Raw genomic sequence first — 8384 nt, forward strand, 5'->3', positions numbered from 1 at the left:
ATTAGATGGATATTTCCCATTGCTGAAAATTAGTTTTTCCTATTTATTTCGTGTAAAATTTAAAAAATCATCAGAGTTTAATCTTCTGATGATTTTTTTATAGTAATTTCTCTCTGTGGGAATGGGATTTTGATGTTTTGTTCTTTAAATCTCCTGTCAATTTCCAGGATGATTTCACTTTTAACATCGCTTCCAAAAACGAAATTTGCCACCCAAAATTTCATAATAAAATTAATAGAGCTGTCGCCAAAATCTGTGGCCCAAACCAAGGGTTCCGGATTTTTTAAGATGATTTCGTGAGCATCTAAAATTTCCTCTAAAGTATTTTTTACCTGTGAAAGATCAGATCCGTATTCTACACCGATTTTGATTTCGTAACGTCTTTTGTTGCTGGTAAAGGTCCAGTTGGTGAGATTTTGATTGAGTAATTCCCCGTTGGGTAAAATAACGTCGGCACCGTCAAAAGTGGTAATGATGCTGCTTCTGATGCCAATAGATTTCATTTGTCCAGTTTGTCCGTTAAGTTCGATGATATCACCAATATTGACAGGCTTTTCGAAAGCCAGTATAATTCCGCTCACAAGATTGTTGGTGATTGATTGAAGCCCTAAGCCGATTCCGACTCCTAAAGCACTTAAGATAATGGTAATTCTATCCAAAGGAAAGCCGGCAGTGACAAAGGCCAGGATGATTCCGGAAGTTATAATTCCGATTCTTATTAATAAAAGCCAACTTCCGATGTGTTTTTTGCTGTTCACTTCCTGATTGGTCGTAGAAATGAAGGAAACAATTTTAGATATAATTACCGAAGAAATAATCACGGCAAAAAAGAAAAGTATATTTTGAAATGTAAAACTGAAATCTCCCATACTCCTTGTTTTTACCAATTCTTCAGCGAGAGGTTTGGTGAGACTCTGATACCAGTAAGAACTGCGAAAAACCAATATGAACCAAGCTCCTATAAGGATTACGTAACGAAATCCAAAAATTTCATGAGCTTCGTACTCTTCGAGGTTGATTTCGATTTTTTCTTCCGTCGAAAATTTCTGCAGATATTCTGAATATCTGAAAATATCCAAAATTTTAGACAGTGTAAATATAAGCAGATAGCATAGGAAGAGAGAAAGCAGCCCTACAACGACGCATATTTTACCAAAATTATAGTTACCAAAACCTAGGTAGTAAATGCCCAAAAGTTCTAAAAAAACTACAAACGAGAAAACAATCAAATAGGGTAGTCGAAAGTAAGACCTATACTTTAATAAAATAAACAGAAGGACACCAATCGTTACAAGAGCTAATAAAATCAGAAACTTCACTTCGCCTGCAGATGGAATAAGAAGATTATTGGCAAAGAATGACAGGAAAATGAGAACAACAAATATTTTCCAGAATTTTTTCTGAACCGGATTAAATGTTTTCCTCGTCACCCAGCTATAAACTACAAGCAGGAAAAGCCATATCACGGATAGAAAAGAAAAAGGTGGATGGTCAAAGAAAAAATGAGTAACCGTAACTGAGATAATGAAAGCTACCAGAAATGGATTTTCAAAAATATGAATGTGGTATTTAAAACCATTATAAATCTGAGCCTGTTGAAATTTTTTCTTCAAAATTCTTAGATACAAACCGATAATTAATGTAAAAAGAAACATTAATCCCAACATATACGAATGGTTACTAAGATAATAAATCATCAAAATGAATTCTTTTACTATAGAAACTGCCATGCTTTGGATAAAGGATGTTGGATTGGTTTGAGAATCAAAAATGTCTGCTCTTTGTATAAAAAGATCTTGCTGGATTTTACTTCTCAGTCTGTCTACTTCAAGAATATTATTCTGAAGCTGATATTCAAACTTTCTTGAATCAATCTGCAGTTTATTGATGCTGTCCAATGCTGTTTTAAAGCGGGCATTTATTTTGTCAACATCAGACGCCATTTCGTCTAAACGTTGGTTGTAAAGCTTCTGTATTTTAGGATCAGAAGGCATTAGGTAAAGTACTTCGCTGATAATCAAAGAATCTATCTTGGCCTGGCTGTTGGTAAGTTCTTTTTGATCTTTGTCAATCTTTTTTAAATTCTTATTGGTTTTACTGAGAATTTCATTAAGTATCGTTGTAGTCAGGGTGACATTTCTGATGGACTGAAATTTTGTGGGATTTGTGATGACACCATCAAGGGCCAGCTGCTTGATATATTCGGCACTTTTAAGTTCTGCAGAGAAGTTTTTGTAATCAATTCCTTTTTTTAACACAAGGCTTCCTTCCTGAATACTCGCGTCAAGTTTTGAGAAAATCTCGTATTGCTTGCGGCTGTTTTTATTATCGTTGAAAAACTTTTTATTTTTTGTAAGAGATGAGTTTTCTCTATTATCTTTCTTTTGAACTGCGGATTTTGATATGCTATCTTCTGTTTTCTGGGCTAAAACAAAGTTTGGAAAAAAGATAAAAGCGATAAAAAATACTAAATAGATGAACAGATAAAGCTTTTTCATAAATGGTTATTTGATTCCGTTTATAAAATTAGAGCTTTTTCTGATTAAAAACTATGATAAATGTATATCTTTTAAATATTGTAAAATTTCTTGTTATTTTTGAGAGAATATTCATAATATTTTAATCTTTTAAAAAGAATAAAAATAGCGCCGTTTGACTGTTTGTGATCAAGACGGACGTATCTTCAAAAATTTTTATCGATGATTTGAATCTTTTGAGGCAAAATGTGTTTAATTGTGTAAATTTTCCTTAAAATTATATTTTATATTGTATTTTGTTCGATTTTAATTTACGGGTTGTTATATTTGATGAAAAAATCCGATGACAGCATTAAATAAACAGGAAATAGAGCTGTTAAGATTCTGTGAATCAAAACTTTCTACAATTCCTCACATCAGCAAAATGCAGAGTTCTTTTGTGATGCGTAATATAAAACAAACTACTTCACTACCTTTTTGATCCCTGTAATATTATAAAAAGCACTACGTCTTTTTGATAGGGAATTATGATACAACATTGCGTATTTCTTCTGATATTTCTAATGATGAATAGTTATTTCGAAAGTAAATGCTATCAATAAGCTGGAGCATTTTATATTAAAACTTTGAATAGCTTGAGTGTACATGTGTAAAATATTTCTATGATCCAATACAGAAAAGTGTTTCTCCTGTATTTACTGGTGGAGTACCAATTTTATACAGTACGGTTCCATTTGTTGAAGATTTGATATTCTGAATGATATTTCCAAATTCGTCTGTCAGGAATCCTACCATCTGATCTTTAGATATATAGTCTCCGCTTTTGATCTTGCTGTAAAAAATGCCTGTGGAGGGAGCTTTGATATAAGTTTGATTTTTAAAATAGTTTTTATCCTTAGTGTTTTTTTGGATAGTTGATGGGTATATCTTTGTATGAGCAAGCATATTGTAAACAGCGTCTTTTATTAATTTAACGTTTTCATGCTGTACATTGCCTAATTTGCCGGCCTCTATGCTTAATGCTGTCTTTCCATTTTGAACAGCCTGTTTAAAGGCATATTTTGCTGGTTCAGTTTTGGTAATATTATAAGGGTAAGAAACAATATTTGTCATACCTGAGGCTTCACTGAGTAATCTTGCTCTTTCAGTATTTTCATCTTTATTGTCATAATAGCAAACGAAAGGAATAAGATCTTCTGAGGCATCACCGCCGTGGATATCCAGAAATACATCTGAAAGCGGGATGACCTCTCTGGTTATCCAATCTGCGATCCGATTCGTTATTGTGCCTTGAGCTGAACCTGGAAAAGAATTGTTCAGATTTTTACCGTCTATAGGGTTTATAAAGGGAGACCTTCCATAAAAGGATGCTTTATTTGCTATAGGCAGAATAATAACAGTACCATTAATTTTTGTTGGATCTATTTCCTGCATTAGCTCCTGGACCGCTATTATAGGTGGGTATTCGTATCCATGGATTCCGGCAATGATTGTAAAAACAGGGCCATTCTTAATACCTTTTATTATAGAAATCGGGAGATTTTCCGTTTGATTTTTGGTATCCAAAGAAATAGTCCTGTCAAACCGGGTTCCGTTTTTGATAACTTTCAATGTTTCAGATAAACTTTGAGCCTGGAGTGTGGTCAGAGACAATAATAGAGGTAATAATGAAATAATAATCTTCATTTTTCGATAAATTAACTGTTGTTCCTTATTGAATTTTATTTTAAGACTGTAAAAATAGAGATTGTAAGTTTTTTTCTATTGCCTTATTACGATTTTTGGGAATAATTTAGAGAATTTTATTGAAAATCTCTACTTTTAAATGGTAAGGTTTTTCGGGAGAAGGTCACAATACAAATTCTTTAATAACGGAAACGCCCATGCTTTCAGCAAAAGATGTAGGGTTTGTTTTTGGATTAAAAATATCGATTCTCTGGGTGAAAAGATTTTGCTGAATTTTGCTTCTGACTCTTTCGGCTTCGAGAATATTATTTTGAAGCTGATATTTGAATTTTCGACCTTTAATCTGAAGTTTATTAATACTGTCTAGTGCTGTTTTGAAACGTGAATTTATTTTGTCTACATCCTTATTCATTTCAGATAGACGTTGTGTGTAAAGTTTTTCTATGCTTGGATCAGAAGGCATCTGATATAGTGTCTCATTGATGATCAATGAATCTATTTTAGTCTGGCTTCTCGTAAGCTCCTTTTGGTCCTGATCAATTTTTTTTAAATCAGTGTTGGTTCGGCGAAGAATTTCGTTGAGAATAGTTGTGGTAAGGGTAACGTTTCTTACAGATTGAAATTCTGTAGGTTTTATGATAACGCCGTCGAGGGCGTATTTTTTGATGTATTCGGAAGTGGCAAGTTCTTCAGTGAAATCTTTATAATCAATTCCTTTTTTTAAACAAGACTTCCTTCCTGAATACTCGCATCAAGTTTTGAGAAGAGTTCATATTGCTTACGACTATTTTTATTGTCTGTAAAAAAAATTATTTTTTGCAAGTGAGGGATTTTCTTTAGTTCCATTCTTTTGAGAGACAGGGGTTGCAAGAATATCTTCTATTTTTTGTGCAAAAACAAAGTCTGGAAAAAAGATTAAGGAAATAAAAAATCCTAAACAGGTGAGCTGATAAAGCTTTTTCATAAATGTTCATTTGATTCTGATAAAGAGCTATGATAAATATATATCTTGTAAGTATTGAAAAAATTAATGGATTATTCATGAGAAATTTATAATGTGTTTTTCATTAAAATGTGTTTAATACATTATGTTTTTCAGGGAACGCTCAGAAATTTTGTAAAAAGATAAAAAAATGGCGCTAACTGTCTTTAGTTGGCGTCATTTGGGTGTTTGTGGCTTTATCGAGCGTATCTTCAAACTTGATGGATCTTTTCATAAGTAAGATTAATATTTTTTAAAAATTAGGCGATAACATTTGTTTTAACAATGTTCTTTTTTTACACGTTCAAGAACTTCTTTAAATTCAGAATATAATCCTAAGATCAATAATTTAGATGGTAGAATATTCTTCATAGCCTATCATGATTTTTTTTTAATTTTTATCTTGTGTTTGATAGAATTTAATATTTTATATTTAAAATTAATAGAATATATTTGCGGATATTACTGCGTATGACAAATACCGATTAATATGAGAAATTTTTTCACAGCCTTTTTTACATTACTACTTGCAGTAAATAGTATTTCTCTCAAAGCTCAAGCAATTACACACGGGCAAACTGTTAACGTGAACGAATTTGCAGTAATACACAATTTCATTAATAAAGTATCTACAACCGGATCAGGTGAAAATTTGGATAGATATAAAATTGCTTCATCAGTTTTTAATAATTTGGGTAAAACTGTTAATCAAAGAATGGGTAGGGCAACTCAATTGCTTAATGAGTATGCTTTTGGGTGCTTGATTGTCGAAATGCCATGGTTGCGGCTCTGACATCTAAGAAAACAAGCTGCGTTTAAAACCATAAACCTCATGGTAACATATTAGTTATTATAATAAAGATAATAAATAAGTTAGTAACGATTTTAACGTATTGGTAATTAAATATTTAAATTCCGGATGTTTTGTGAACGATAATGAAATATTTTTGGTTTCCCGAAAGACAGATACCCACTTTTATCATCCGAAAATTATAGTAGAACTTAATTGAAATTTATTATTATGAAAATAAAGAATATATTCTGGATTATTCTAACATCTTTTACGATGATGTCTTGTATTGCCGATCCACCATTAAATCCAGAAGCAGATATCGAAGAATTTGTCATAAATGAACAATTGCTTTCATCAAAGACGATAATTGATCAGGCTAATAAGAAAATATATCTTTACCTTAAACCTGAAGCATACCAAAATGGTATTGCGCCTGATATTAAGCTTTCTAATGATGCAAAGGTAAGTCCTGCATCCGGGCAGATAATAAATTTTGATAAACCCGTTTTTTATACCGTTACCTCAGAGTCTGGAGATAATTCTAAAATCTATGAAGTAGATGTGGTAGAAATTGGTACATGGACTTTCAACTTTGAAACTTGGACTGTGCATCCTGAAGATAAGTATGAATTTCCACTAGATAATAATATTCAGTTGTGGTCATCTGGAAATCCAGGCATCGCTTTATCGGGTGTTCCGAAGCAGGTAGATTCTTATCCTACGAGATCTACACCCAGTGGTTTCGGTGGTAGTAGAGCTGGAGAAATGACAACACTTCCAGGAAATCCACTCTCGATAATTTTTGGAATTCATATTTTCCCGGGTTCTCTGTTCCTAGGAGACTTTAATTCTTCACAAGCTCTTGCTGATCCTCTTGCCGCAACCGAATTTGGACAACCTTATTATGATAAACCAGCTAAATTTACAGGGTATTATCGTTATGTTCCAGGAGCTACTTTCTTAGATAAAGACGGAAATCCGGTTGCTGGACAAACCGATAAATTTTCTTTGTACGCAGTACTTTTTAACGGTCCCGAAAGATTAAACGGAAATACAATAGACAATTCTGATAAGATTGTAGCGCGAGCAGTGGTTCCAAATAATATTAATTCAGGAGATTTCAAAAGATTTGAAGTGCCTTTTACCTACATTCCAGGTAAGGTACTGGGGAATAATCTGATGGTTGCTATTGTGGCATCATCAAGCCATGAAGGAGGTAAGTATCGTGGTGCTGTTGGAAGCAAATTGGCAGTTGATAGTTTAAGAATTATAGCACAGTAATATGAGATTTTTTATAGCATTGTCTTTTTGTTTGGTAACATCTCTTATGTTTGCCCAGAAAGTAAAAGAAAATACAGAAATTAAGGAAGTAAACAGTATATTTTCTAAATTTGATGTAAGGGTAACTGTAGGATTCAATCTTGGTGGGCTTTCACCAATTCCTCTCCCTTCAAATATTAGAAAGGTGAAAAGTTATAATCCTACTTTTGCGCCTTCAGTGGGAGCAGAGATAAAATATAACTTTCATAAAAAATGGAGTGTAGGAATAAACCCAAGACTTGATTACAAAGGAATGAAGGTGAAAGACAGCGTAGTCTATTTTCATACACTTATTCAGCAGGGATCAGGAAATGATACAGCTACATTTGAGGGAGCTTTTTCGGGAACTAATGAAACAGAATCTAAAAATCTTTATTTAGGTGCGCCTGTTTTCGTGGAATTTACTCCGGGCAAAAATTGGCATTATCGTTTAGGAGGATATATGGCTTTTCTATTAAAAGGAAAATTTGAAGGTACTGTTTCTGACGGTTATATCAGAAATGGTGGATCTTTAGGTGAAAAAGTTGAGATCAGCAGTGCCAGTTTTGATTTTTCTGATAAAATCAGAAAAACGGACTATGGTTTTTATGCGGGAGCGAGAAGAAGTTTTGGTAATCATTGGAGTGCCGATGTTTCTTTACAATGGGGACTTCGATCGACATTTCCATCATCTTTTACAGGAATAAGTTTTCCGATGTATAACATTTTTGCGCAGATTGGAGCAGGATACCAGTTTTAAATTAAACATAAAAACCCAGATTTACAAAACCAGGGTTCTTGGTTAAAAATATGCCGTCAACCTAAGACCTGTAGTGATGTATCTTATTTTTTCGCGTTCGGATTCATCCGCTAAATCCTGTGCTGTTTCTTCGTCAATTTTCAGAACATCTGCAAATCGGTAAGTTATAGTAGATTGCGTACTGCTATAATCTGTATACAATGTGATACCAAGTTGAGGATGGAGTTGCTAACTTTGTTAGGACACCATTCTTATACTCTTTAACTTTAAGAGTATGAAAAAGATCAAAAAAAATTACAGTATCGAGTTTAAGATTCAAGCAGTATCTTTAAGTGAACAACGAGGCAATATATCCTTATTAGCTCAAGAACTAGGGATTTGCAAAGA

8 protein-coding genes are annotated in these 8384 nt (G+C 33.1%); 3 read left to right on the forward strand and 5 right to left on the reverse strand.

Annotated elements, in window-relative coordinates:
• Window positions 1-77: 77 nt before the first annotated feature.
• From BOQ62_RS11550 to BOQ62_RS22480, 4 genes are all read right to left on the reverse strand, one after another.
• Window positions 78-2498, reverse strand: a complete 2421-nt coding sequence (locus BOQ62_RS11550; protein WP_129039620.1) for a mechanosensitive ion channel family protein — start codon at window positions 2496-2498, stop codon at window positions 78-80.
• 639 nt (window positions 2499-3137) lie between these two features.
• Window positions 3138-4163, reverse strand: coding sequence for a M14 family metallopeptidase (locus BOQ62_RS11555; RefSeq protein ID WP_129039622.1), 1026 nt, complete (start codon window positions 4161-4163; stop codon window positions 3138-3140).
• 163 nt (window positions 4164-4326) lie between these two features.
• Window positions 4327-4653, reverse strand: coding sequence for a hypothetical protein (locus BOQ62_RS11560; RefSeq protein ID WP_129039624.1), 327 nt, complete (start codon window positions 4651-4653; stop codon window positions 4327-4329).
• A 300-nt stretch (window positions 4654-4953) separates the two neighbouring features.
• On the reverse strand, window positions 4954-5127 hold the full coding sequence (locus tag BOQ62_RS22480) for a hypothetical protein (protein WP_164976731.1): 174 nt from the start codon (window positions 5125-5127) through the stop codon (window positions 4954-4956).
• 508 nt (window positions 5128-5635) lie between these two features.
• On the opposite strand from BOQ62_RS22480, the gene BOQ62_RS11565 reads away from it, so the two are divergent.
• From BOQ62_RS11565 to BOQ62_RS11575, 3 genes are all read left to right on the forward strand, one after another.
• Window positions 5636-5938 carry a hypothetical protein gene (locus BOQ62_RS11565; RefSeq protein WP_129039626.1) on the forward strand — a complete coding sequence of 101 codons (303 nt, stop codon included), beginning with the start codon at window positions 5636-5638 and terminating at the stop codon, window positions 5936-5938.
• A gap of 228 nt (window positions 5939-6166) precedes the next feature.
• The gene (locus BOQ62_RS11570) at window positions 6167-7219 is read left to right on the forward strand and encodes a PCMD domain-containing protein (RefSeq protein WP_129039628.1); all 1053 of its coding nucleotides are present in this window, start codon (window positions 6167-6169) and stop codon (window positions 7217-7219) included.
• A 46-nt stretch (window positions 7220-7265) separates the two neighbouring features.
• Window positions 7266-7997: a porin family protein gene (locus BOQ62_RS11575; protein WP_164976732.1), complete on the forward strand. Its 732-nt coding sequence runs from the start codon at window positions 7266-7268 to the stop codon at window positions 7995-7997.
• Window positions 7998-8039: 42 nt separating this feature from the next.
• Here the strand turns inward: BOQ62_RS11575 and BOQ62_RS22485 are convergent, their stop codons facing one another.
• Window positions 8040-8198, reverse strand: a complete 159-nt coding sequence (locus tag BOQ62_RS22485) for a hypothetical protein (RefSeq protein ID WP_164976733.1) — start codon at window positions 8196-8198, stop codon at window positions 8040-8042.
• Window positions 8199-8384 lie beyond the last annotated feature (186 nt).

The sequence above is a fragment of the Chryseobacterium sp. CH21 genome, assembly GCF_004119445.1.
In the GTDB taxonomy this organism is placed as follows: domain Bacteria; phylum Bacteroidota; class Bacteroidia; order Flavobacteriales; family Weeksellaceae; genus Chryseobacterium.

Excerpts from the sequence above, each read along its gene's own strand:
- BOQ62_RS11555 (WP_129039622.1), bottom strand. The coding sequence starts at position 4,163 with ATGAAGATTATTATTTCATTATTACCTCTATTATTGTCTCTGACCACA.
- BOQ62_RS22480 (WP_164976731.1), bottom strand. The coding sequence starts at position 5,127 with ATGAAAAAGCTTTATCAGCTCACCTGTTTAGGATTTTTTATTTCCTTA.
- BOQ62_RS11565 (WP_129039626.1), top strand. The coding sequence starts at position 5,636 with ATGAGAAATTTTTTCACAGCCTTTTTTACATTACTACTTGCAGTAAAT.
- BOQ62_RS11550 (WP_129039620.1), bottom strand. The coding sequence starts at position 2,498 with ATGAAAAAGCTTTATCTGTTCATCTATTTAGTATTTTTTATCGCTTTT.
- BOQ62_RS11570 (WP_129039628.1), top strand. The coding sequence starts at position 6,167 with ATGAAAATAAAGAATATATTCTGGATTATTCTAACATCTTTTACGATG.
- BOQ62_RS11575 (WP_164976732.1), top strand. The coding sequence starts at position 7,266 with ATGTTTGCCCAGAAAGTAAAAGAAAATACAGAAATTAAGGAAGTAAAC.